Annotated in this window: 20 protein-coding genes and 1 tRNA gene; 12 read left to right on the plus strand and 9 right to left on the minus strand. The window is 66.5% G+C overall.

Features of this window, described 5'->3' with window-relative positions; all coding sequences use genetic code 11:
- Positions 1-14 precede the first annotated feature (14 nt).
- The 6 genes from METLW4_RS0103815 to METLW4_RS0103840 form a co-directional block, all read right to left on the minus strand.
- A tRNA-Gln gene (locus METLW4_RS0103815) sits at positions 15-89 on the minus strand.
- Between the two features lie 79 nt (positions 90-168).
- On the minus strand, positions 169-1659 hold the full coding sequence (locus METLW4_RS0103820) for a pyruvate kinase (protein ID WP_018264878.1): 1491 nt from the start codon (positions 1657-1659) through the stop codon (positions 169-171).
- Positions 1660-1742: 83 nt separating this feature from the next.
- Positions 1743-2429: a ribulose-phosphate 3-epimerase gene (gene rpe, locus METLW4_RS0103825; protein WP_026191219.1), complete on the minus strand. Its 687-nt coding sequence runs from the start codon at positions 2427-2429 to the stop codon at positions 1743-1745.
- An 87-nt stretch (positions 2430-2516) separates the two neighbouring features.
- Positions 2517-3599, minus strand: a complete 1083-nt coding sequence (gene fba, locus METLW4_RS0103830) for a class II fructose-bisphosphate aldolase (RefSeq protein WP_018264880.1) — start codon at positions 3597-3599, stop codon at positions 2517-2519.
- Positions 3600-3864: 265 nt separating this feature from the next.
- On the minus strand, positions 3865-5865 hold the full coding sequence (gene tkt, locus METLW4_RS0103835) for a transketolase (RefSeq protein ID WP_018264881.1): 2001 nt from the start codon (positions 5863-5865) through the stop codon (positions 3865-3867).
- Positions 5866-5878: 13 nt separating this feature from the next.
- Positions 5879-6754: a phosphoribulokinase gene (locus METLW4_RS0103840; protein WP_018264882.1), complete on the minus strand. Its 876-nt coding sequence runs from the start codon at positions 6752-6754 to the stop codon at positions 5879-5881.
- A 318-nt stretch (positions 6755-7072) separates the two neighbouring features.
- Between METLW4_RS0103840 and METLW4_RS0103850 the strand changes: the two genes are divergently transcribed.
- The 8 genes from METLW4_RS0103850 (at position 7073) to METLW4_RS0103885 (ending at position 14684) form a co-directional block, all read left to right on the plus strand.
- Positions 7073-8074: an adenosine kinase gene (locus METLW4_RS0103850; protein WP_018264884.1), complete on the plus strand. Its 1002-nt coding sequence runs from the start codon at positions 7073-7075 to the stop codon at positions 8072-8074.
- 160 nt (positions 8075-8234) lie between these two features.
- Positions 8235-8996, plus strand: a complete 762-nt coding sequence (ubiE, locus tag METLW4_RS0103855; protein WP_018264885.1) for a bifunctional demethylmenaquinone methyltransferase/2-methoxy-6-polyprenyl-1,4-benzoquinol methylase UbiE — start codon at positions 8235-8237, stop codon at positions 8994-8996.
- Positions 8997-9032: 36 nt separating this feature from the next.
- On the plus strand, positions 9033-10601 hold the full coding sequence (gene ubiB / locus METLW4_RS0103860; RefSeq protein WP_018264886.1) for a 2-polyprenylphenol 6-hydroxylase: 1569 nt from the start codon (positions 9033-9035) through the stop codon (positions 10599-10601).
- A gap of 5 nt (positions 10602-10606) precedes the next feature.
- Positions 10607-11515: a hypothetical protein gene (locus METLW4_RS0103865; RefSeq protein ID WP_157234878.1), complete on the plus strand. Its 909-nt coding sequence runs from the start codon at positions 10607-10609 to the stop codon at positions 11513-11515.
- Between the two features lie 169 nt (positions 11516-11684).
- On the plus strand, positions 11685-12365 hold the full coding sequence (gene thyX / locus METLW4_RS0103870; RefSeq protein WP_018264888.1) for an FAD-dependent thymidylate synthase: 681 nt from the start codon (positions 11685-11687) through the stop codon (positions 12363-12365).
- 6 nt (positions 12366-12371) lie between these two features.
- A complete protein-coding gene (gene mutM, locus METLW4_RS0103875; RefSeq protein ID WP_018264889.1) occupies positions 12372-13244 on the plus strand; it encodes a bifunctional DNA-formamidopyrimidine glycosylase/DNA-(apurinic or apyrimidinic site) lyase in 873 nt (290 codons plus the stop codon).
- Between the two features lie 109 nt (positions 13245-13353).
- Positions 13354-14229, plus strand: coding sequence for an FkbM family methyltransferase (locus METLW4_RS23940; protein ID WP_157234880.1), 876 nt, complete (start codon positions 13354-13356; stop codon positions 14227-14229).
- A 50-nt stretch (positions 14230-14279) separates the two neighbouring features.
- Entirely contained in the window at positions 14280-14684 is a 405-nt protein-coding gene (locus METLW4_RS0103885) for a hypothetical protein (RefSeq protein ID WP_018264891.1), read from the plus strand.
- A 275-nt stretch (positions 14685-14959) separates the two neighbouring features.
- Here METLW4_RS0103885 and METLW4_RS0103890 read toward each other — a convergent pair whose 3' ends face one another.
- Entirely contained in the window at positions 14960-15208 is a 249-nt protein-coding gene (locus METLW4_RS0103890) for a hypothetical protein (protein ID WP_018264892.1), read from the minus strand.
- Between the two features lie 142 nt (positions 15209-15350).
- On the opposite strand from METLW4_RS0103890, the gene METLW4_RS0103895 reads away from it, so the two are divergent.
- From METLW4_RS0103895 to METLW4_RS26280, 4 genes are all read left to right on the plus strand, one after another.
- Positions 15351-16112, plus strand: a complete 762-nt coding sequence (locus METLW4_RS0103895) for an ABC transporter ATP-binding protein (protein WP_018264893.1) — start codon at positions 15351-15353, stop codon at positions 16110-16112.
- Positions 16109-16936 carry an ABC transporter permease gene (locus METLW4_RS0103900; RefSeq protein WP_018264894.1) on the plus strand — a complete coding sequence of 276 codons (828 nt, stop codon included), beginning with the start codon at positions 16109-16111 and terminating at the stop codon, positions 16934-16936. Before METLW4_RS0103895 ends, METLW4_RS0103900 begins: the two co-directional genes overlap by 4 nt.
- Positions 16937-17089: 153 nt before the next feature.
- A complete protein-coding gene (locus tag METLW4_RS0103905; protein WP_043332143.1) occupies positions 17090-17770 on the plus strand; it encodes a response regulator transcription factor in 681 nt (226 codons plus the stop codon).
- An 11-nt stretch (positions 17771-17781) separates the two neighbouring features.
- Positions 17782-19215, plus strand: a complete 1434-nt coding sequence (locus tag METLW4_RS26280; protein WP_051079614.1) for a sensor histidine kinase — start codon at positions 17782-17784, stop codon at positions 19213-19215.
- Here the strand turns inward: METLW4_RS26280 and METLW4_RS0103915 are convergent.
- Positions 19176-20018 carry a tRNA nucleotidyltransferase gene (locus METLW4_RS0103915; protein WP_026191221.1) on the minus strand — a complete coding sequence of 281 codons (843 nt, stop codon included), beginning with the start codon at positions 20016-20018 and terminating at the stop codon, positions 19176-19178. The genes METLW4_RS26280 and METLW4_RS0103915 overlap by 40 nt on opposite strands.
- 57 nt (positions 20019-20075) lie before the next feature.
- A complete protein-coding gene (locus METLW4_RS0103920) occupies positions 20076-21824 on the minus strand; it encodes a SulP family inorganic anion transporter (RefSeq protein ID WP_018264898.1) in 1749 nt (582 codons plus the stop codon).
- Positions 21825-21832 lie beyond the last annotated feature (8 nt).

The raw sequence follows: 21832 nt of genomic DNA on the forward strand, positions 1-21832 counted from the left end.
GATTTGCGGAATTCTGGCTGGGGCGGGAGGATTCGAACCTCCGTATGGCGGAATCAAAATCCGCTGCCTTACCACTTGGCGACGCCCCAATGCGCCGACCGGCCGAGTCGCCGGGCGGCGGCTATCCCATAATGCCCCGGCGTCGCCTCCGCAACCGTCTCGCGCGCTTCAGTCCCAGGCGCGCAGCGGGGTGAAGCGGGCGAATTTCTTCGATTGGTGGCGATCCATGCGGGCCAGCACGTCGCGCAGGAATGTCACCGCCTCGGCGAGAAACGGCCCCTTGTTCAGCATCACGCATTCGGCGCGCTGCGCCATGGCGGCGTCCGTGGTCTCGGCCCGGCTCGGCGCGCCGTCCTTGATGAATTGGTCGAGCACCTGCGTCGCCCAGATCACCGGCACATGGGCGGCCTCGCAGAGCCAGAGAATCTCCTCCTGCATTTCGGAGAGGCGGGCGAAGCCGAGCTCGACCGCGAGATCGCCGCGGGCGATCATCACCGCCGTCGGATGATGCTGCGCTGAGCGCAGAATGAGCCGCGGCAGATTGCGCACGGCGAGCGGCGTTTCGATCTTCAGCACGATCGTCTGCTTGGGCAGAGCGCCGCGGCGCGCGGCGAGATGGTCCTGCAGGAGATCGACGTCGGCCGTCTCCTGCACGAAGGAGAAGCCGACGAGATCGGCCTCGGCGGCGACGAAATCGAGATCACGAAAATCTTTCGGCGTCAGCGGCGGGAGGCGCAGATCGGTCGTGGGGAAATTGAGGCCCTTCTCGACCTTCAGCCGCTCGCCCTTGCCGCGGGCGCTGAACACTTCCAGCTCCACGGCGCCGGCGCTCGCGCCGACGACGCGCGCGCCGATCTTCCCGTCGTTGATCCACACTTCCGCGCCCGGCGCGAGCTGGCCGATCGTCTCGGGAAAGGACGGCTGGATGGCGACAGGCCCGGCGGCGCGCGGATCGAGCGCCGCGACCATGGCGAAGCGGTCGCCGCGATAGAGGCGCAGCTTCTCGGGCGCGCGCAATTGCTCGATCCGGCACTTCGGTCCGGCGAGGTCCATCAGCACGCGGCAATTGCGGCCGAGCGCGCGCTCGCTGGCGCGTATGTTGCCGATCATCGCTTTCCAGGCGGCGGCGTCGTCATGCGCGCAATTTATGCGCGCGCAGCCCATGCCGGCCTCCATCAGGCGGCGGATCAGCTCGGGCTCGCTCGCCGCCTCGCTCGGCAGCGTGACCATCACGACGGCGTGCGGCGTCGTGGGGACGGCGCCGAAAATCAAATCGCGCGCGGCGCTCAGAGCGTCCTCGCCAGCGCGCATGGCGGCCGGGGTAGGGTAGGGGGCGTCCGCCTCGCCGCAGAGCCGCCGCAGCGTCGCCAGAAGCGCATCCAGCGCCTCCATCACCTTGGCCTCGCTGCGGCCGAGCGAGGAGAGGCCGAAAGCCGAGAGGCGCGCTTGCAGATCGCTGAGATCGCGGCGGCGCAGGGCGAGATAATGGGCGAGATTTTCCGCGGCCGGCGCGAATTCTGTCGAAAACGGCCCGCCCCAGCTCGCGATGAGCGCATAGCCGTCGGCGTCGACCTCCTCGCGCAAGCGCGACAGGGCGGTCAGCAATTCTCGGAGATCGGCGCGAGCCTCGCTCGCCGGCCTGAATTCGGCGTCCTTCATTCGGGTGACGTCCACTCGCCGCGGGGGCTGAAGCTTTCTCCCTACATTGTGACGCTTTCGCAACGCTTCTGCGCGGCGCGCCGTCACACGGCCAGCGCGCCGGCCGCCGCCGCCGCGCCGCGCAGGGCGGCGATGTTCTCGCGATAGGCCGCGGCGCCGGTCCCGGCGAAGACGGCGGAGCCGGCGACGAGAACATCGGCCCCGGCCTCGACGATCGCCGTCGCCGTCTGCCGCGTCACGCCGCCATCGACCTCGAGGAAGATATCACGCCGGCCGATCATCTCGCGGATGCGGCGAATCTTGTCGATCTGCGAGGGGATGAAGCCTTGCCCGCCGAAGCCCGGATCGACGCTCATCACCAGAATGAGATCGACGTCGTCGAGCACATAATCGAGCGCGCGTTCGCTGGTGCCGGGATTGAGCGAGACGCCGGCCTTTTTGCCGAGCGAGCGAATGAGCCGCAGCGAGCGGTGCAGATGCGCGCCGGCCTCTGCGTGCAGTGTGATGATGTCGGCGCCGGCCTCGGCGAAGGCGGCGACATAAGGGTCGACCGGCTCGATCATCAGATGCGCGTCGAAAATGCACGCGGCGTGCGGGCGCAGCGCCTTCACCACGCCGGGGCCGAAGGTGATGTTGGGCACGAAATGCCCGTCCATCACATCGAGATGAATCCAATCCGCGCCGGCGGCGACGACATCGCGCACCTCCTCGCCGAGCCGCGCGAAATCGGCGGAGAGAATGGAAGGGGCGATGATGATGTCATTCGTCATGCTGAACTCCATCGTTACCCGCGCGCCGAGACGCTCTCCTTCTCCCACCAGTGGAAAAGGAGAGCGCGAACCTTCTTCGGCTGCGCCTCACTCCGCAGCCTTGGCCCCGGCGAATTGCGGATCGAGCGCGCCGCTGGCGTAGCGCTTGGCCATATCGGCGAGCGGGATCGGCTTGATCTTGCTCGCTTGGCCCGCGGCGCCGAATTCCTCATAGCGCTGCTTGCAGACTTTGCGCATCGCCTCCTGCGCCGGCTTCAGATATTTGCGCGGGTCGAACTCGCCCTTGTTCTTCAGCAGAGTCGCGCGAATGGAGGCGGTGACGGCGATGCGGCAGTCGGTGTCGATGTTGATCTTGCGCACGCCATATTTGATGCCGCGCTGAATCTCCTCGACCGGCACGCCCCAGGTCTGCGGCATCTCGCCGCCGGCCTCGTTGAAGGCGTCCTGCAAATCCTGCGGCACGGAGGAGGAGCCGTGCATCACGAGATGCGTGTTCGGCAAGCGATTGTGAATCTCCTCGATCACATGCATCGCGAGAATGGCGCCGTCGGGCTTGCGCGAGAATTTGTAAGCGCCGTGCGAGGTGCCCATGGCGATGGCGAGAGCGTCGACCTTGGTGCGCGCGACGAAATCCACCGCCTGGCTGGGGTCGGTCAGCAGCTGGTCGTGGCTGAGCTTGCCCTCGGCGCCATGGCCGTCCTCTTTCTCGCCCTCGCCGGTCTCCAGCGAGCCGAGCACGCCGAGCTCGCCCTCGACCGAAGCGCCGACCCAATGGGCGAGATCGACGACGCGGCGCGTCACCGCGACATTGTAGTCATAGCTCGCCGGCGTCTTGCCGTCGGCCTCCAGCGAGCCGTCCATCATCACCGAGGTGAAGCCGAAGCGAATGGCGCTGGCGCAGGTGGCTTCGCTATTGCCGTGGTCCTGGTGCATGACCAGCGGAATGTCGGGATACATGATCGCCAGCGCCTCGATCATCTTGGCCAGCATCACGTCATTGGCGTAGGAGCGGGCGCCGCGGCTCGCCTGGATGATGACCGGCGCGTCGACGGAGGCGGCGGCTTCCATCACCGCGAGGCCCTGCTCCATATTGTTGATATTGAAGGCCGGCACGCCATAGTCGTGCTCGGCGGCGTGGTCGAGCAATTGTCTCAGGGTGATGAGCGCCATTTGCGGTGTCCTCCCAGTGCCGGAATTCGATTAAAGTCTAAGACGGCGCCGCCAGAGCAATATGGGGGGCGCAGGCCGATTCCGCTGATAGCGATATAGCGGAGCGCGGGCGATGTCATCACCTCCCGCGGCCGTGCGCCGAGAATTGCGGCGTCCTCTCGCGAGGGTTTCTCTTGGTCTATTCGTTCGAGCTCGAAATCGACTATTCGTTTCTGCCGGCGCGACGCCCGCGAAGCCGCGGGCGCCGTTCCGATTACGCCAATCGTCAGAGCAGCGCTTGCGCGGTTCCGGCGACGCCTTCGGCCGTGATGCCGAAACGGGCGTAGAGCGCATCCGCCGGCGCGCTCGCGCCGAAGCCGGTCATGCCGACGAAAGCGCCGCGCTCGCCGATCCAGCGGTCCCAGCCGAGCCGCGCGGCGGCCTCCACCGCGACGCGCGGCGCCGAGCCGAGCACGCTGGCGCGATAGGTCGGCGATTGCGTCTCGAACAGCTCCCAGCAGGGCATGGAGACGACGGCCGCGCGCACGCCCCGCGTCCACAGAAGGTCGGCGGCGGCGAGCGCGATCTGCACTTCCGAGCCGGTGGCGATGAGCGTCACATGGCGCCCGCCGCTCGGCTCGCGCAGCACATAGGCGCCGCGGGCCGTGAGATTCTCGCCGATCGGCCGCTCCAGCGTCGCCAAATTCTGGCGCGACAGGCTCAGCACGGAAGGCGTCGTCCGCGCATTGAGGGCGATTTCCCAGCTCTCCGCCGTCTCGATCGCGTCCGCCGGGCGGAACACATAGAGATTGGGCAGGGCGCGCAGCGAGGCGAGATGCTCGATCGGCTGATGCGTCGGCCCGTCCTCGCCGAGGCCGATGGAATCATGCGTCAGCACATAGACGACGCGTTGGCCCATCAGCGCGGAGAGGCGGATCGCGCCGCGCGCATAGTCCGAGAAGACGAGAAAGGTTCCGCCATAGGGAACGAAGCCGCCGTGCAGCGCTATGCCGTTCATCGCGGCGGCCATGCCATGCTCGCGCACGCCATAGTGAATGTAGCGGCCAGCGAAATTCTCTGCCGAGACGGAGCCGAGCCCTTTGGTGATGGTGAAGTTGGAGTGGGTGAGATCGGCGGAGCCGCCGATCGTGGCGTCGGTCGCGGCGTTGATGACGCCGAGCACGGTCTCGGAGGATTTGCGCGTCGCCACCTTGGGCCGCTCGGTGGCGAAGCTCTCGCGCAGCGCGCGCAGCGACGCGGCCACGGCGCCGGAGACGTCGCCCTTCAGAAAATTCTCGAATTGGTCGCGCTTGGGCGAGGCGGCGAGGCGCTGCTCCCAGGCGAGCCTTTCGCTCTCGCCGCGGCGGCCGGCGGCGCGCCATGCCTCCAGCGTCTCCGCCGGAATCTCGAAAGGCTCATAGGGCCAGCCGAGTTCGGCGCGGGCGAGCTCGATCTCCGATGCGCCGAGCGGCGCGCCGTGAACCGTCTCCTTGCCCTGCTTGCCCGGCGAGCCATAGCCGATGACGCTGCGGCAGGCGATCAGCGACGGGCGCGCGTCCTGCTGCGCGGCGGCGAGCGCGGCGGCGATCTCCGCCGGCGCATGGCCGTCCACGCGCTGCACATGCCAGCCGGCGGCGGCGAAACGCGCCAGCTGATCGGTGGAGGTGGAGAGCGTCGTCGGCCCGTCGATGGATATGCCATTGTCGTCCCACAGAACGATCAGCCGGCCGAGCTTCAAATGGCCCGCGAGGTCGATCGCCTCATGGCTGACGCCTTCCATCAGGCAGCCGTCGCCGGCGATGACATAGGTGCGATGGTCGACGATCTCGTCGCCGAAACGCGCCGCCTGCAGCCGCTCGGCGATGGCGAGGCCGACGGCGGTGGCGAGGCCCTGGCCGAGCGGGCCGGTCGTCGTCTCGACGCCGACGGTGTGGCCGAACTCGGGATGGCCGGGGGTCTTGGAGTCGAGCTGGCGGAAGCTTTTCAGATCGTCGATCGTAACGCCCGGATAGCCGAGCAGATAGACGAGCGCATAGAGCAGCATGGAGCCATGTCCCGCCGACAGCACGAAGCGGTCGCGGTCCGCCCAGTCCGGCGCCGAGGCGTCGAATTTCACGAACTGACGAAACAGCACCGCGGCGACGTCGGCCATGCCCATGGGCATGCCGGGATGGCCGGATTTGGCCTTCTCCACCGCGTCCATCGCCAGCGCGCGAATGGCGTTGGCGGCGCGGCGCTCGTCCTCGGCCGCGGCGACTTCGGCGACAGTCTCCAAAACATTCGACATCGGGTTCGTTTCCTCAGGCTTCGCCACGTTTGCGTTTCATCAGCTCCAATATCCGCGGCGTGAGTATGAGCTGCATGGCGAGATCGAGCTTATTGCCCGGAATGACGATGGAATTGGCGCGCGACATCCAGCTGCCGGCGATCATCGTCACGAGATAGGGGAAATCGACGCCGCGCGGATCGCGAAAGCGGATGACGACGATCGATTCGTCCGGGCTCGGAATGGAGCGCGCGACGAAGGGATTGGAGGTGTCCACCGTCGCGGCGCGCTGGAAGTTGATGTCCGTCTCCGAGAATTGCGGGCAGATGTAATACACATAATCGTGCATCCGGCGCAGGATCGTCTCGGTGACGGCCTCGGTGGTGTAGCCGCGCGTGTTGCGGTCGCGATGGAGCTTTTGCGTCCATTCCAGATTGATGACCGGCACGACGCCGATCTTCAGATCGGCGTAGCGCGCGACATTGACGTCCTCCGTCACCACGGCGCCGTGCAGACCTTCGTAAAAAAGAAGGTCGGTATTGGCGGGCAGCTCGCGCCAGGGCGTGAATGTGCCGGGCGGCGAGGCGAGCACGGCGCCCTCGTTCGCGTCATGGACATAATGGCGATATTGCCCGCTTCCGGTCTCGCCATATTCCTTGAACAGATTCTCGAGCTCGCCGAGCAGATTGGCCTCTGGGCCGAAATGGCTGAAATGGGCGTTGCCCTGCGCCTGAGCCTCGCTCATGGCGGCTTTCATCTGGTCGCGGTCGAAGCGATGGAAGGAATCGCCTTCCACATAGGCGACCTCCACCTTCTCGCGGCGGAAAATCTGCTCGAAAGTCTGCTTGACCGAGCTGGTGCCGGCGCCGGACGAGCCGGTGATCGAGATGATCGGATGCTTGATCGACATGACGACGCTCACCGCGGGCCGGAACGGGACGCGCGAGCCGGAAGGCCGCGCTGCAATTCTCCTACAAGAAAAGCCGGGCGTTTGCTCGGCCCGCGCAAAAAAAATCTCGAACGCCGCCGCGCGCCGCCCGCCAGGGCGGAGCATGTTCTAAATTATTGTTGTTTTTCAAAATGTTGTTGTCTTGTCTCGGCGCCCTGGCCTGGCCTTGTCCTCGGCGGTGGTCCGGCGCCTTCCCGGCGCGATCGGTTGACGTCGCGGCCGGCTCGATTAGAGAGGGCCGTCCGGCGCTCGCGCCAAAGTTCTGAAGCAGGTGATTTCATGTCCGCCACCTATGACCTCCTCGGAATCGGCAACGCCATCGTCGACACTCTGGCGCGCACGGAAGACGATCAGCTGGTGGCCGCCGGCCTCCACAAGGGCGCGATGCAGCTCGTCGACGAGGCGCGCGCCGCCGAAATCTACGCCGCAATGGGGCCGACGACGGTGATGTCCGGCGGCTCGGCGGCCAATACTCTGGTGGGCGCGGCGAGCTTTGGCCTCAGCGCGGCCTTCATCGGCAAGGTGAAGGACGACGACGCCGGGCGCGAGTTCGCCCATGACATTCGCAAGGCCGGCGTCGCCTTCGACACGCCCGTCGCCGCCGACGGCGCCGCAACCGCGCGCTGCCTCATTCTGGTGACGCCGGACGGCCAGCGCACCATGAACACTTTCCTCGGCGCCTGCCAGGCTCTGGGGCCGGCGGATGTCGACGAGGCGCTCGTGCGCTCCGCCAAGATTCTCTATCTCGAAGGCTATCTCTGGGATCCGCCGGCCGCCAAGGAGGCCTTTCTGAAGGCCGCCAAGGCCGCCCGCGCCGCCGGCAATCGCGTCGCGCTCTCGCTCTCGGACGCGTTCTGCGTCGATCGCTATCGCGGCGAGTTCCTCGGGCTGGTGCGCGAGGGCCTCGTCGATATTCTCTTCGCCAATGAGAGCGAATTGCATTCGCTCTATGAGACGGCGGATTTCGCGACCGCGGCCAAGGCGCTCGGCGCCGAGGCCAATCTGCTCGGCGTGGTCACGCGCTCGGAGAAGGGCGTCGTCGTCGTCGAGGGAAGCAAATGCGTCGCCGTCCCCGCCTATCCGGTGGAGGAGGTCGTGGACACGACCGGGGCCGGCGATCTCTTCGCGGCGGGCTTCCTGGCCGGCCTCGCGCGCGGCGCTCTCTATGAGGGCGCGGCCTCGCTGGGCGCGCTGGCGGCGGCGGAGGTGATCTCCCATGTCGGCGCCCGGCCGCAGAAGGACCTGCTCCAGCTGGCCCGCGACCACGGCCTGCTCGCCTGAGACGTCGGCGCTTCCGCCTCTCGCTCGCCGGGGAGGCCGGGCGCCGCCTCTCATGCCCTGCGCCCGCCCTTCTCGAAGCGGGATGGTTTTCGCCCCCAGCCATAGCCATAGGCGCAAAGGCGCGTTATATCGCCCCGAACGCCACCGGACGCGAGAGATTATGACCTCTGAGCACGAGACCTCGACCCATTTCGGTTTCTCCGAAGTCGGATTGGACGAAAAGCAAGGCCTCGTGGACGATGTTTTCCACAAGGTGGCGCGCCGCTACGACATTATGAACGATCTGATGTCCGGCGGAATGCACAGGCTGTGGAAGGATGTCTTCGCCGCCAAGGTGCGGCCCGCCCGCCGCGGCCCTTTCCGCCATTTGGACGTCGCCGGCGGCACCGGCGACATAGCCTTCCGCATCGCCAAGGCGGCGGGGCCGGAGGCGGAGATCGTCGTGCTCGACATCAACGGCGACATGCTGGACGTCGGCCGCGACCGCGCCCAGGAGCGCGGCCTCTCCGACAAGCTGGAATTCGTGCAGGCCAACGCCGAATCCCTGCCTTTCCCGGACGCGCATTTCGACGCCTACACGATCGCCTTCGGCATTCGCAACGTGCCGCGGATCGAGGTCGCGCTGGCCGAGGCGCATCGCGTGCTGAAGCCGGGCGGGCGCTTCCTGTGCCTCGAATTCTCGCAGGTCGCGATTCCGGGCCTCGACAAGATCTACGAGGCCTATTCCTTCAATGTGATCCCGGCGATCGGCAAGCTCGTCGCCGGCGACGGCGAGCCCTATCGCTATCTCGTCGAGTCCATTCAGCGCTTCCCCCGCGCGGACGAGTTCGAGCGGATGATCCGTCGCGCCGGCTTCCGCCGCACGGGCTTCGAGCGGCTGACCGGCGGCGTGGTGGCGATCCATTCCGGCTGGAAGCTCTGATCTTTCCATAAACGAAAACACGAACGGCGGCTCTTCGTGCTCATCGGCTTCGGGCATTTCTTCCGACTGGCGCGCGCCGGCTCGATTCTGGCGCGCGAAGGCGTGTTCAAGAGCGTCGATCCGGCTGTTCTGCCCGTCCCGGCGCAATTTCTGCTGCGCTTCGGCAATCTTTTGGCGAAGCCCGGCAGCAGCGCCGGCGGCGCGCCGCAGGCGCTGGTGCGCGCCTTCGCGCAGATCGGCCCCTCCTATGTGAAGCTCGGCCAGTTTCTGGCGACGCGCCCGGATGTGGTCGGCGGCGAGATCGCCGACGCGCTGACCGCGTTGCAGGACCGCATGGAGCCCTTCGGCCGCAAGGCCGCGGTCGAGATCATCGAAAAAGCCTTCGGCAAGCCGGTCGACGAGATTTTCCTCTCCTTCGGCGAGCCGGTGGCCGCGGCCTCCATCGCCCAGGTGCATCCGGCCCGCGTCGCCTATGCGGAGGGCGAGCGCAAGGTGGCGGTGAAGGTGCTGCGGCCGGATGTGGAACGCCATTTCCGCCGCGATCTCGCCGATATGTATATTCTCGCCCGCGCGGCCGAGCGTTTCTCGGCCGAGGCGCGGCGGCTGCGGGTGATCCAGGTCGTCGACACGCTGGCCCGCTCGGTGAAGCTCGAGACGGACTTTCGCCTGGAGGCGGCGGCGGCCTCGGAGTTTCGCGACAATGTGGCGGACGACCCCGATATTCGCGCTCCCAGTGTCGATTGGGACCGCACGACGCGCGAGGTGCTGACGCTGGAATGGATCGACGGCGCGCCGCTGTCGGACATCGGCCGCGTCGCCGCCATGGGCCATGATCTGAAGGATCTGGGCCGCAAGGTGCTGCAGTCCTTCCTGCGCACGGCGATGCGGGACGGCTTCTTTCACGCCGACATGCATCAGGGCAATCTCTTCGTCGATCGCAAGGGACGGCTCGTCGCCATCGATTTCGGCATTATGGGCCGGCTCGGCTTCAAGGAGCGGCGCTTTCTGGCCGAGATTCTATTCGGCTTCATCACCCGCGATTACAAGCGCGTCGCCGAGGTGCATTTCGAGGCGGGCTATGTGCCGCCCATTCACTCGGTCGAGGAATTCTCGCAGGCCCTGCGCGCCATCGGCGAGCCGCTGCACACGGCGAATGCGCAGGACATTTCCATGGCGCGGCTGCTCACTCTGCTCTTCGAGGTGACGGCGCTGTTCGACATGCGCACGCGCACCGAGCTGGTGCTGCTGCAAAAGACCATGGTGGTGGCCGAGGGCGTCGCCCGCTCGCTCGATCCATCGCTGAATATTTGGCGGACGTCCGATCCGGTCGTGCGCAGCTGGATCGAGGATAATCTCGGCCCCAAGGCCAAGCTCGAGGACGCCGGCCGCGCCGCGATCGAGGTCGCCAAATTCACGACGCGCCTGCCCAAAATCCTCAATGACGCGGAGGCGGCCGTCGAAATGCTGGCCTTTGCGGGCACGAAGGGGATTCGACTCTCGGAAGATTCGCTGGAAGGTCTGGCGCGGGCGCGGCGGCGGGCGGATCGCTGGTTCATGTTGGCCGTCGTGCTGACAGCGCTGCTGGCCATTCACTGGATGAGGTGAGATCGATGATGGCGAGAACCGCTTCGCTCGCGTTCCTGCTCGCTTTCGCGCCCCTCGCCGCCACGGCCGCGACGCCGGAGGAGGCCTATCTCTCCCTTCGCGACCGCTCGGCCGCCAAGCTGCGCAAGCTGGAGGCGGCCGGCAAAGCCGCCGGAGCGGCCGAGGCGGAGGAGCAGAAGACGCTCAAAGAGCTCGGCGAGAAGATGGAGGCGATCATCGGCCCCGTCTCCGCGCCCGGCTTTCAGAAAATCGGCAAATACAGCATAGAGACGCTGTTCGAGGGCGTCGGCGCGGATCAGCTCGACGGCCTTTATTTCAGCGGCGACGACGACAAATCGCAGCTCACCGTCTCGACGCAGGGGCTCGCCGAGGCCTTTTTGCGCGCCAATCGCAAGAATTGGCTGAAGGGCGAGAAGCCGCCGCAGTCGCTCGGCGAGGCGCTGGCTTCGCCTTACTTCTACACTCTTGCGGTGAGCCCGGACGCGGGCGTCGAGAAATACGCCGATCTGCCGATCGCCAAGCCCGCCGCGGCGACGCTGGCCGCGGCCATTCTGGACCTTCGCAGCCAGGACGACGCCGGCGGAACGCTGCCGGACGAGATCATCGTCGCCGTCGCCAGCGAGGGGCGCGTCTATATCGCCTCGACGCCGGCCAAGGCGAAGATCGAATCTGCGCCCGCCTGCGAGAAAGGCTGGAGCGAGCATCAGGCCAAGGCCAAGAAGGCGATGGACTCCTATTCCGCCTCCGGCCGGGCCGACGAGAAGGATTTCGAGAAATATTCGAAGCTGCAGGAGGAAGGCTCCGCCGCCTTCCGCCGCTGCTTCGCCGAGCATGCGAGATCGGAGAAATTCTTCGCCGCGCTGACCGCGCAAGCGCAGGCGCTCGCCGACGAATTGGCTGCGGTAAAGCGCTGAAGGCGTCGGATTGCAGCAGGGCGCGCACGAGGGCAGGGTGAGCGCGCTCGTCGCAGCGCCGTCATTGCTGCGCGCTGCCCGAGACGCGCAAACATGGTATCGATGTGGCGGGCTCGTCTCCGGCCGGCGGTGATGGCAGGGCGAGCAGGGGAGGGCGGAACGGCGTCGCATGTCAAATCAGATCAAAGTCCTGGACCATGGCTTCGTCCGCCTCGTCGATCATATGGGCTCGGACCTCTCCATCGTGCGCGCGGCCCGCGTCTCCTATGACGCCGCCTGGCGCGCCGGCGAGAATGAGGGCTCGGACAAGAAGCTCATCGATTATCTCTGGAAGAACCGCCATACGACGCCCTTCGAGGCGGTGGAGTTCCAATTCGAGGTGATGGCGCCGATCTTCGTGCTGCGCCAATGGCACCGGCACCGCACCTGGACCTACAACGAGCTTTCCGGCCGCTACCGCGAATTGCCGGAGACCTATTACCTTCCCGACCCCGAGAATATCGGCGAGCAGGCGGTCGCCAATAAGCAGGGCCGCCAGCCGGGCGGCGATCTCGAGGCGCGCCGCGCCGAGGTGGAGACGCTGCGCGCCGGCTTCGAGGCCGCCTTCGCGACTTATCGCGAGCTGCTCGCCGCCGGCTGGCCGCGCGAACTCGCCCGCACGGTTCTGCCGCTCTCCACCTACAGCCATATGTTCGCCAAGGTGAACCTTCTGAATTTGTTCAAATTCCTGTCGCTCCGCGCCGATCCGCACGCGCAATATGAGATTCGCGTCTATGCGGAGGCGATGGAAAAGCTCATCGAGCCCATCGTCCCGGTCGCCGTCGCGGCCTGGAAATCGAGCAGGCTCTGAGCGCCCATGCCCGAGCTGCCCGAGGTCGAGACGGTTCGCCGCGGGCTCGAGCCCGTCTTCACCGGCTCCGGCCTCGAGCGCGTGGAGTTGCGCCGCCCCGATCTGCGCTTTCCCTTTCCGCCGGGCTTCGCCGCGCGGCTCGCGGGACGGCGCGTCGAGGCGCTGAAGCGGCGGGCGAAATATCTCCTGGGCGAGCTGGACAGCGGCGAGACGCTCATCATGCATCTCGGCATGAGCGGCTCTTTCCGCATCGACGCTGACGGCCCCGAGGGCGCCTATCACCGCGCCGTGAGCACAAAGCCGGCGCATGACCATGTCGTGTTCCGTTTCACGAGCGGCGCAAGCGTCACCTATAACGACCCGCGCCGTTTCGGCTTCATGCTGCTGGTCCCGCGCGGCGAGATGGCGACGCATCCGCTGTTCGACGGGCTCGGCGTCGAGCCGCTGGGGCCGGAGCTGACGCCGCAGCGTCTTGCCGAGGAGCTGCGCGGCCGCAAGGCGCCGCTGAAAGCCGCGCTGCTCGATCAGCGCATCATCGCCGGCCTCGGCAATATTTATGTCTGCGAGGCGATGCATCGCTCGCATCTCTCGCCGCTGCGCGCCGCCGGAACGCTGGTCGACGCCAAGGGCAAGCCGAAACGCGGTCTCGTCGATCTCGTCGAGGCGATCAAGCAGGTTCTGGGCGAGGCGATAGAGGCGGGCGGCTCCAGCCTGCGCGACCATCGCCAGACCGATGGCTCGCTCGGCTATTTCCAGCATTCTTTCCGCGTCTATGACCGCGAGGACGCGCCCTGTCCGACGCCGGGCTGCCGCGGCCATGTCTCGCGCGTGATCCAGAGCGGGCGCTCGACCTTCTTCTGCCGCGACTGCCAGAAGTGAGCGCGCCAGTCCCGCGCAAGCGGCGGCGCTCAAAGCTCGCTCATATCAGCGGATGATTCTGAGCGCTGCGTCCTCGCCGGCCGACGCGCCGGCCATCGGGCGAGGCTTCATGGAACCTGCCGACCTTCTCCCTCCCTTCATCGAGCTCGCCGGGGCGAGCGTCCCGCATAAGATCGTCGACATTGGCGCGCGCCATATCAGCGGCGAGCCGGTCTATGCGCCGCTGCTGCGCGGCGGCGAGGCGACCATCGTCGGCTTCGAGCCCGATGAGGCCGCCGTCGACGAGCTGAACGCGCGCAAGAATCCGGGCGATGTCTATCTGCCGCACGCCGTCGGCGATGGCGGACGCCATACGCTGCACATTTGCGCGGCGCGCGACATGACCTCGCTGCTGAAGCCCAATCCGCAAGCGATGGAGATGTTCCACGGCTTTCCGGTGTGGTCGGAGGTCGTCGCGACGCCGGAGATCGACACGGTGCGGCTCGACGACGTGCCGGAAACAGAGGGCGCGACTTTCCTGGAATTGGACGTGCAGGGCGCGGAGCTGATGATCCTGCAGAACGCCGTCGAAAGATTGCGGCGCGCCTATGTTCTGCATGTCGAGGTGGAGTTTCTGCCGCTCTATGAGGGGCAGCCGCTATTCTCGGAAATCGAGCTGTTTCTGCGTTCGCAGGGCTATGTGCTGCACCGCTTCACGCCGCTGATGAGCCGCGTGCTCAAGCCTTTGATGCTCGGCAATAATGTCTTCGCCGGCATGAGCCAGATCATTTGGAGTGACGCGATTTTCGTGCGCGACTTCATGCGTCTCGATCTGCTCGCCGACGACGAATTGATCGGCGTCGCGCAGATCGTGCATGATTGCTATCGCTCGGCCGATCTCGCTCTGCGTCTGCTGACCGAGCATGATCGCAGAAGCGGCCGCAATTTGGCGCGCGCTTATATGTTCGGTCTGCGCCATCGTGCGCCGCGCGAGGCGGCGGAGTAGGCGGGAGCGCGAGAAGCGATTTACGAGACAACGACGTCGAGGCGCCGCGGATGGAGATGGTCTTGGCTTTCGTCGCCGTCTACACGGCGCTGTGCCTCCCCGCATTCCTCGCGATCTATGCAGCGCCTGGCCGAAAGTGGTTGATCGTCGTATTGGCGATTCTGTTGCCGCTCGTCTTATATGAAGGTCTATCCGAGACGGCGACGACCTGCGGGCCGAGCCTCATGGTCCTCGCTATGCCCGAGCGTTCGGACATTTGGTTCGTCAACGCTCTCGTTCTCCTCGTCGGCGCGGTTCTTCGAACGATCCAGCTCATTGTCGGCGGTCGGCTGGACGCCTGGAAGGGGCGACTCGTCGTCGGAGCGATCGCGCTCCCATTGGCCGTATTCTTTTCGTTCAGAATCGTGCATTCGATCGAAGCTCTTCTCGGCGTAGCGCAATGTAGCGGTCGTTGAGCCGCGTCATCGATATGCAGAACACCTGCTCCGAGTTTGCATTTCAACGCATTTTGCCGATAAGTCTCACATTCCCGAAAATCAGCATCCGTCCTTCGTGTCCGACAACTCCCTCACTCTCAGCGTCGCCGGCGTCTCCAAAACCTACGCAGAAGCGGCCGCAATTTGGCGCGCGCTTATATGCTCGGCCTGCGCATCGGGTTCCACCTGAGGCGGCGGAGTAGGCGCGATGGGCGTCGAGGAGGGGCGGACGGCCCCTCCGCGTGCTTTTAGCGTCAGAAGCCGAAGAATTTCTCGCGCAGCGCGTCCTCGTAATCTTCTTTCGCCGCCAAGGCTATGTTGCGCGCCTCGTCCTCGTCGAAATGCGCTTGCTCCCATTTGTCGACCTCGGCTACGGAATGCGGCGCGACCACGACGAGCGCCTCTTCCTTCCGTATCGCCGCGATCCATTTCTCCATCGCCGCTTTATACGCGGTCTGCAACTCGTCGAGCTCGGCGAATTCTTCGGCGGTCTGTTCAGTCATGTCCGTCGTCCCTTTCCGCGTCGGGGAGCTGCAGGATAGGCGGTCCAAATGAAGGGACTGCGACGAGACGCGCTCGCCCCGCGGAATTTGCTTTCCCGTGGGATTTTGCCGATAAGACGCCGTTCTCCGCAAAACCCCGCGCATGGCCATGTCGCTCGAAAATTTTTCCGTCCTTCGCGTCGCCGGCGTCTCCAAAACCTATGCCGAGACCGTGGCCGTGAAGCCGCTGAGCTTCGCGCTTCCCGCCGGCTCGGTGACGGGTCTGCTCGGCGGCAATGGCGCCGGCAAGACCACGACCATCGGCATGGTCATGGGCCTCATCGAGCCGACGACGGGAACAATCGAAATCTTCGGCCGTGATTTTTTGAAAGACCGCTATCACGCGCTCGGCCGCATGAATTTCGAGAGCCCTTATGTGGACATGCCGCATCGCCTCACCGTGCGGCAGAATCTCACCGTCTTCGGCCGGCTCTATGGCGTGCGCAATGTGGCGGAGAAGATCGAGGAGCTGGCCGCCGATCTCGCCTTGAAAGAATTTCTCGATCGTCCGAGCGGGCGTCTTTCCGCCGGGCAGAAGACGCGCGTCGCGCTCGCCAAAGCGCTCATCAACGAGCCGGAGCTGCTGCTGCTCGACGAGCCCACCGCCTCGCTCGATCCCGACACCGCCGATTGGGTGCGCGGGCATCTCGAGGATTATCGCCGCCGGCGCAATTGCGCGATCCTGCTCGCCTCGCACAATATGGCGGAGGTGGAGCGCCTGTGCGATCGCGTGATGATGCTGAAGGAGGGAAGCCTCGTCGACGACGGCTCGCCGGCGGAGCTGCTCGCGCGCTATGGCCGCGCCAATCTCGAGGAAGTGTTTCTCGATGTCGCGCGCGGGCGCGGCAATGGAGGCGCCGCATGAGCGCGTCTCACGAATTCTCGCTCGCGCGCGTCGGCGCGATGACTTTGCGCTACTCCTATCTGCTGCGCTCCTCGCTGCCGCGCATGATGGAGATGATGTATTGGCCCACGGTGCAAATGCTCACCTGGGGCTTTCTGCAGACCTATCTCCTGCGCGCGCCGGGCGGGCTCGCAGGAGCCGATAAAACGACGATCGCCGCCGGCTCGCTGATCGGCGCGGTGCTGCTGTGGGACATATTGCTGCGCGGCCAGCAGGGATTTTCCTTCTCCTTTCTCGAGGAGATGTGGTCGCGCAACATGGCCAATCTCTTCATGAGCCCGCTGCGGCCGGCGGAATTCGTCGCCTCCATGATGGCGATGAGCCTCATTCGCCTCTTCGTCGGCATGGTTCCGGTGACGATCCTCGCCATTTGGTTCTTCGGCTTCAATCTCTGGGCGCTCGGCTTCGCTTTCGCGGCCTTTTTCGCCATTCTCATCTTCTTCGCCTGGAGCGTCGGCCTCTTCGTCGCCGGCCTGCTGCTGCGCTACGGATTGGGCGCGGAAAATCTCGTCTGGTCCTTGATGTTCGTCATTCAGCCGCTCGGCTGCGTCTATTATCCGGTCTCCGTACTTCCCTTCTGGCTGCAGCCGATCTGCTGGGCCCTGCCGCCGACCTATGTGTTCGAGGGGCTGCGCGGCGTGCTCGTCGATCATGCGCTGCGGCTCGATCTCATGTTTTACGGCTTGGCGCTGGATGCGGCGCTGTTCTTCGCGGCGGCTTTCGCTTTCATGCGCCTGCTCGCCGCGGCGCGGCGGGCCGGGACCTTGCTGCAGACGGGCGAATGACGCGCCTTTCGACGGCCCGTCAAAAACGGATTTCCTGTTGCGGCGTGGCGATCGGCGCTCGATAATGGATCGACAGCCGCTCGTTCGGCGCGCCGACGCCTCGCGCGCGCCTTCGCTCATCGCCTGTCGATGCTCGAGGGACACAGCAGCTCGATGCGTATTCTGATCGTCGAAGATCAACCGGATATTTCCACGCTCATCGCCGATCGCGTTCGGCGCGCCGGCTACGCCCCCCATTGCGTCCAGGCTCTGGCGGATATTCCCGAGGCGCTCGGCGCCTGCGACTATTCGGTGATGCTGCTCGACCGCCGCCTGCCCGACGGCGACGGCCTTTCGGTGGTCGCTGCGGCCAAGCGCATTCGCCCCGGCATGCGCATTTTGGTGGTGACGGCGGCCCGCTCGATCGAGGATCGCGTGGATGGGCTGGACGCCGGCGTCGATGATTATCTGACCAAGCCCTTCTCGACCGAGGAGCTGCTTGCGCGCATTCGCGCCAGCCTTCGGCGTCCCGGCAGCGAGCCGGCGCCGCCGGTCATCGTCGGCAGGCTCTCCTTCGATCTCAATTCGGAGAGCGCTTCCGTCGGCGGATTTCCGCTCATCGTGCCGCGACGGGAGCTGATGCTGCTGGGCGCGCTGATGCGCCGAGCCGGACGCGCGGTCACTTTCTCGGCGCTGCTGCAAGAGATTTACGGCTCCGACGAGCAAAAGCACATAGGCGCGCTGAAGATGGTGGCGATGCGCTTGCGTCATCGCCTGGACGAGCAGGACGCCGGCGTCGAGATTCACGCGCCGCGCGGCATCGGCTATCTCATCCGTGAGGCGCGCGGGTCGTGAGGCTCGGCGCGATGAGGCTGCGCTCGCTGTCGTGCCGATTGATCGTCTATGCGATCATCGGCTCCATTCTCGGCTATCTCATTCTGCCGCTCGCGTTCATGATCGGCATGCTGGTTCTGGTCCGGCCGGGTGGGATCGACGCGCTCGACGAGCTGCTGCGCCCGCGTGTGCGCGAAATCATGCTGGCGGCGCTGCGCAAGGACGCGGGCGGCGAAAGATCGCTCGCGATGACCGACGCTTTGCGGGATTTTATTTCCGAGCACCCGGATTTTCGTTTCGGCGCCTTCGATCCGCGCACGGGCGCGGCGTTCTCTGGATCGTCACCCGAAATAGTGGAGCGCTTCGAAGGCGTCGGTCGCCTGAAGCTGTCGAGATCGTCCATAGCGGTCATTGTCGACGGCGCGTCGCGCCGAGGCGAATCCTACGTCCTCGACTCGCCGGTCGGCGATGTCGTCGTCGCCACGGGCGGCCTGCGGTTCGGGTGGCGTGATTTGTTTCGCTTGCCGGTCTATACGGTCTCCTTCCCCGGCGCGATGTTCCTGCTTCCGCATTGGGCGGCCATGTGCCTCATCGCGCTGTTCGTGGTCAATCGCGGCCTCGCGCCCATGCGCGCGGCGGCCGCGAAGATCGCGACGATCGACGTGAACTCGCTGAAGGAGCGCATCGCTCCCGACGAGGCGCCGTCGGAGATGCGGCCCTTCGTCGAGGCGGTGAACAAGGCTTTCGAGCGCGTGCGGGAAGGCGTGGAGCGGCAGCGGCGCTTCTCCGCCAATTCCGCGCATGAGCTGCGCACGCCGATCACCATCTTGCGCGCGCGCGTCGGCAAGATGGAGGAGGGGGCGCTCAAGGCCGAGATCGAGCGCGACGTCTTGCGCGTGCAGACGATCGTCGAGCAGATGCTGCTGCTCGCGCAGATCAGGGAGCGTGGGCCGATCGCGCCGCAGAGGATCGATCTCCACGATATCGTGCTCGGCGTCGCAGCCGATCTCGTGCCGATCGCGCTCGGCGACGGGCGCGACATTCAGTTCGAGGCGCCCTCGCGCCATGTGATCGCGCTCGCCTTGCGTTGGAGCGTCGAGAGCATCGTCGCCAATCTCATCGCCAACGCCGTGCGCGCCGAGCCGAGAGGCGGCGCTGTCGTCGTTCGCGTGCTGCCCGATTGCGTGATCGAGGTCGTCGATCATGGAAGCGGCGTCGCCGAGGCCGATCGCGGCCGCATCTTCGAGCCCTTCTGGCGCAAGGACGAGACGACGCCCGGCACAGGGCTCGGCTTGTCGATCGTCCGCGAGCTGGTCGAGCTGCAGGGCGGCGCGCTGAGCGTCGCGGAGACGCCCGGCGGCGGCGCGACCTTCCGTGTGCGCCTGCCCGCCGCCGGCGCCGAGCCGGAGCCGGCCGAGCGCGCCGTTCAGCCCTCGCTCGACCAGCGCTGCGAGCGCAGCGCCTGAGCGATCGCCTCGGCGCGCGCCTCGGGCGTCGCCGGCTCGATCGGCAGGCAGGCGTCGCGCGCCGTCTCCAGCAGCACGGCCTTGGGATAGGCCTCGCCGGTGCGCCCGGAATGCGCGGCGAAATCGCAGCTGCACACTTCCATCAGCAGGGCGAAGCTCTCCGGCGCGTCGAAGGCGCCGAGCCGCTCCAGCATCTGCGCCACCGGGCCGGCGCGCACTTCCGAGGCGCGATGCACACGCTCGCATTCGGAGAGCGCCGTCAGCGCCAGAGGGACGCAATCGGCGGGGACGCCGAAACGCTCGGCGATCCCGTTTATGCGCGGGCCGCCGCGGTCTATGTGCTTGTAATGATGCGGCAGATGCTCGCGCGGCGAATCCCCCTTGCCGACATTCATCACCAGCAGGGCGAAGCGCACGGGGAGCGGCGCGTCTCTGCGTCCGGCCTCGTCCAGCGAGCGCAGCAAATGGGCGCCGAGATCGACCTCGCTCTGGCCGTCCGACAATTGCGGCACGCCGAACAGCGCGTCGACTTCGGGCAGCACGGCCCGCAGCGCGCCGCAGATGCGCAGCACGCGGAACGCCTTGCCGGGCGCCGGCCCGCCGAGTGAGAGCAGCAGCTCCGGCCAGATATCGGCAGGGTCGAGGCCGGCGAGGCAGCCGCTCTCGACCTGCTCGGCCATGAGATCGAGCGTCTCCTCGCCGAGATCGTCATCGGTCTCGGCGAGCAGCGCCGCCATTCGGAGAAGGCCGAGGCCAGGGTCTGTCTGCCCGAATTCGGGCAGGAAAAAAGGTTCTGAGGGCATGAGGCTTCGCGCGTGAGTGGTCGGCTGACTGGCCAAGCAAACCTCTTGCCGCGCGCCTCACGCTCGGCCGGGCAGGGCGGCGCGGCTCAGCCGAGGGGCGTGATTTTCGGGCGGCTGCGGCGCCGTGGCGCGGCGGCGCGCATCGGCGACCGTGCCGGCGTAGAGCGTCTCCGGCTCGTGTAGCCCGGCTGAGAGCAGCGCCCGACGCACGGCGGGCCGCGCCCCGGCGACGCAAACCACCGTTCCCGCCTTTCGCAGCCGCGCGACAAAGCTCTCCAGCGCGCGCGCCGCCGTGCTGTCCACCAGAGGCGCCTCGCTGAAATCGAAGATGAAGACGCTCGGGTAGCGGCCGATCTCGTCCAGCGCCGCGCTCACCGTCGCCGAGGCGCCGAAGAAGATCGCGCCGCTGATCTTATAGACCATCACCTCGGCGTCGGAGGCGGCGGCGGAATCATAGGCGGGGCGATGGCCGCCGTAATCATCGGCCTGATCCTCATCGAGAAAGGCTTCGCCCGTCTGCACCTCGACGCTCTCGGCGAGGCGATGCAGGAAGAGGAAGGCGCCGAGCGTCACGCCGACGCCTATGCCGACGGTCAGATCCTCGAAAATGGTGAGCAGGAAGGTGGAGACCAGCACCAGAGCGTCGCCGCGCGAGGCGCGGAACAGAGCGACGAACTCCTTCTTCTCCGCCATGTTCCAGGACACGACGGCGAGCACGGCGCCGAGCGAGGCGAGCGGAATATAGGCCGCCAGCGGCGCGGCGATCAGCATGAAGCCGAGCAGGAACAGCGCATGCAGCATCCCTGAGACCGGGCCTTTGGCGCCGGAGCGCACATTGGTCGCGGTGCGGGCGATGGTTCCCGTCACCGGAATGCCGCCGAACAGCGGCGCCACCACATTGGCGACGCCCTGCGCCGCGAGCTCGCAATTGGAGCGATGGCGTCGCCCGCTCATGCCGTCGGCGACGACGGCGGAGAGCAGCGACTCCATCGCGCCGAGCACGGCGATGGTCAGCGCGTCCGGCAGCAGCGCGCGCAGCCGCGCGAGATCGAAATGCGGGACCGCCGGCGCCGGCAGCGTGCTCGGCACGCCGCCGAAGCGCGAGCCGATGGTCTCTATGTCGAGATGCAGCGCCGCCGTCGCCGCCGCGCAGACCGTGACGGCGATCAGCATTCCCGGCCAGCTCGGACGCCAGCGCCGCAGGCCGAGGATGATCGCCAGCGCCAGCGCCGAGACGCCGACCGTCGCCGGCTTCAGCGTGGCGCGCGCCTCCCATAGGGCCGCGAGCTTCGGGCCGAGCGCAGCCGGCTCATTGGCGAGGGAGAGGCCGAAAATCTCCTTGAGCTGGCTGGCGAAGATGATGACCGCTATGCCGGCGGTGAAGCCGACCGTCACCGGAAAGGGGATGTATTTTATGTAGGTGCCCCAGCGCAGCAGGCCGATCGCGAAGAGAATGACGCCCGCCATCATGGTGGCGAGCGCGAGCCCGTCATAGCCCTGACGCTGCACGATGGCGAAGACGAGAACGATGAAGGCGCCCGCCGGCCCGCCGATCTGGAAACGGCTGCCGCCGAGCAGGGAGACCAGAAATCCGCCGATGATCGCCGTATAGAGCCCGCGATCCGGGCTGAGCCCCGAGGCGATGGCGAAAGCCATGGAGAGCGGCAGAGCGACGATCGCCACAGTGAGGCCGGCGATGGCGTCGGCGCGCAGATCGGCGAGGCCGTAGCCTTCGCGCAAAATGGTGACGAGCTTGGGCGTGAACAGCTCGATGAAGCTCGGCTGGCGAAAACGTCGATCTCTCAACACTGGCT

The sequence above is a fragment of the Methylosinus sp. LW4 genome, assembly GCF_000379125.1.
Classification (GTDB): domain Bacteria; phylum Pseudomonadota; class Alphaproteobacteria; order Rhizobiales; family Beijerinckiaceae; genus Methylosinus.

Coding starts and splice junctions, on each gene's coding strand:
- METLW4_RS0103915 (WP_026191221.1), bottom strand. CDS start 20,018: ATGCCCTCAGAACCTTTTTTCCTGCCCGAATTCGGGCAGACAGACCCT.
- METLW4_RS0103890 (WP_018264892.1), bottom strand. CDS start 15,208: ATGACTGAACAGACCGCCGAAGAATTCGCCGAGCTCGACGAGTTGCAG.
- thyX (WP_018264888.1), top strand. CDS start 11,685: ATGTCAAATCAGATCAAAGTCCTGGACCATGGCTTCGTCCGCCTCGTC.
- METLW4_RS0103900 (WP_018264894.1), top strand. CDS start 16,109: ATGAGCGCGTCTCACGAATTCTCGCTCGCGCGCGTCGGCGCGATGACT.
- METLW4_RS0103885 (WP_018264891.1), top strand. CDS start 14,280: ATGGAGATGGTCTTGGCTTTCGTCGCCGTCTACACGGCGCTGTGCCTC.
- tkt (WP_018264881.1), bottom strand. CDS start 5,865: ATGTCGAATGTTTTGGAGACTGTCGCCGAAGTCGCCGCGGCCGAGGAC.
- METLW4_RS0103820 (WP_018264878.1), bottom strand. CDS start 1,659: ATGAAGGACGCCGAATTCAGGCCGGCGAGCGAGGCTCGCGCCGATCTC.
- rpe (WP_026191219.1), bottom strand. CDS start 2,429: ATGACGAATGACATCATCATCGCCCCTTCCATTCTCTCCGCCGATTTC.
- METLW4_RS0103895 (WP_018264893.1), top strand. CDS start 15,351: ATGGCCATGTCGCTCGAAAATTTTTCCGTCCTTCGCGTCGCCGGCGTC.
- METLW4_RS0103840 (WP_018264882.1), bottom strand. CDS start 6,754: ATGTCGATCAAGCATCCGATCATCTCGATCACCGGCTCGTCCGGCGCC.
- fba (WP_018264880.1), bottom strand. CDS start 3,599: ATGGCGCTCATCACCCTGAGACAATTGCTCGACCACGCCGCCGAGCAC.
- METLW4_RS0103905 (WP_043332143.1), top strand. CDS start 17,090: ATGCGTATTCTGATCGTCGAAGATCAACCGGATATTTCCACGCTCATC.
- ubiE (WP_018264885.1), top strand. CDS start 8,235: ATGACCTCTGAGCACGAGACCTCGACCCATTTCGGTTTCTCCGAAGTC.
- METLW4_RS26280 (WP_051079614.1), top strand. CDS start 17,782: ATGAGGCTGCGCTCGCTGTCGTGCCGATTGATCGTCTATGCGATCATC.
- METLW4_RS0103850 (WP_018264884.1), top strand. CDS start 7,073: ATGTCCGCCACCTATGACCTCCTCGGAATCGGCAACGCCATCGTCGAC.
- METLW4_RS23940 (WP_157234880.1), top strand. CDS start 13,354: ATGGAACCTGCCGACCTTCTCCCTCCCTTCATCGAGCTCGCCGGGGCG.
- mutM (WP_018264889.1), top strand. CDS start 12,372: ATGCCCGAGCTGCCCGAGGTCGAGACGGTTCGCCGCGGGCTCGAGCCC.
- METLW4_RS0103865 (WP_157234878.1), top strand. CDS start 10,607: ATGATGGCGAGAACCGCTTCGCTCGCGTTCCTGCTCGCTTTCGCGCCC.